The organism is Vibrio sp. 10N.222.46.A1 (assembly GCF_041473595.1).
Taxonomy (GTDB): Bacteria; Pseudomonadota; Gammaproteobacteria; order Enterobacterales; family Vibrionaceae; genus Vibrio; species Vibrio tasmaniensis_A.
Genome location: NZ_JBFRSN010001479.1, coordinates 1 through 983, shown reverse-complemented (window position 1 = coordinate 983; position 983 = coordinate 1). Strand labels below are relative to the sequence as shown.

Here is a 983-nt window from a genome sequence, read left to right as displayed (position 1 = left end):
ACCATGTACACTGTATTTTTGCTGAGCCAACCCATTCGCCTTGTATGTTGCTCGGTGTTCATACCGGTTTGCATGATGAGATTGCGGTGCAAGATCTGGGTATCGATAACCTCACCGCCGCAGACGGTTTGGCGGTGGGTCGGGCTTCAGGTTTCGTGGGTCGCGCGATGGAGCGCTTGCTTGATGGTTATTACACATTAACCGATGAACGCATGTATCAATTGCTAGGCGAACTGAACCAAGCAGAGGGTATTCAACTTGAACCTTCAGCACTCGCAGGCATGCCAGGTGCGGTTCATGTTGAGCGAAATAGCGAATACCTTGCTCGTCTACAAATTGATGAATCGACGCTAGCGAATGCAACGCATCTTGTGTGGGCGACTGGCGGAGGCATGGTGCCAGAGCAAGAAATGGCAGCTTATTTAGCTAAGTCATCGGTGTAAATTGGATAGAAAGACGGATGATTGATGAGTTGAAACGAAGCAATAAGTTACGCAGATCGTTATCTCAAACACATATTTTATAAATTAGGCTTCTTAGATGTTCTAACTATCAGTTAGGTTGAGTGGCATTCAACTTGATAGGGATTGAGCAATGCAGACGGACAAAGTGATACAGACAAGACATATAAACACACCAGAAAAATTACTACAGCGTTTAGATGCGATTGGGGAGTCTTTGGAAGCATCGGGTAAGGCTCATGCTTTACTGGGATTGGGCTCGGTAGGTATTGAAACAGAACGACTTGATCAGTATTCAGATGTCGATTTTTTCGCGATAGTACAAACGGGGCATAAGCAGTATTTCTTAGACAGCTTGCATTGGCTCTCAGACATTCACCCAATCGACTACGCGGTGAGAAATACCGTCGATGGCTATAAAGTCCTGTACGCTGACGGAATCTTTTGCGAATTTGCGGTGTTTGAATCCCACGAGTTAGCGCATATCCCATTTGCTAAAGGGCGCATTGTTTGGCAGCAACC

1 protein-coding gene and 1 pseudogene are annotated in these 983 nt (G+C 46.1%); both read left to right on the top strand.

What is annotated here, in order from left to right; translation table 11 throughout:
* On the top strand, positions 1-443 hold a 443-nt coding region (locus AB4496_RS27520; RefSeq protein ID WP_372133148.1), incomplete at its 5' end, for a pyridoxal-phosphate dependent enzyme.
* A 151-nt stretch (positions 444-594) separates the two neighbouring features.
* Positions 595-983: pseudogene (locus tag AB4496_RS27515) on the top strand (hypothetical protein); the annotation flags it as partial.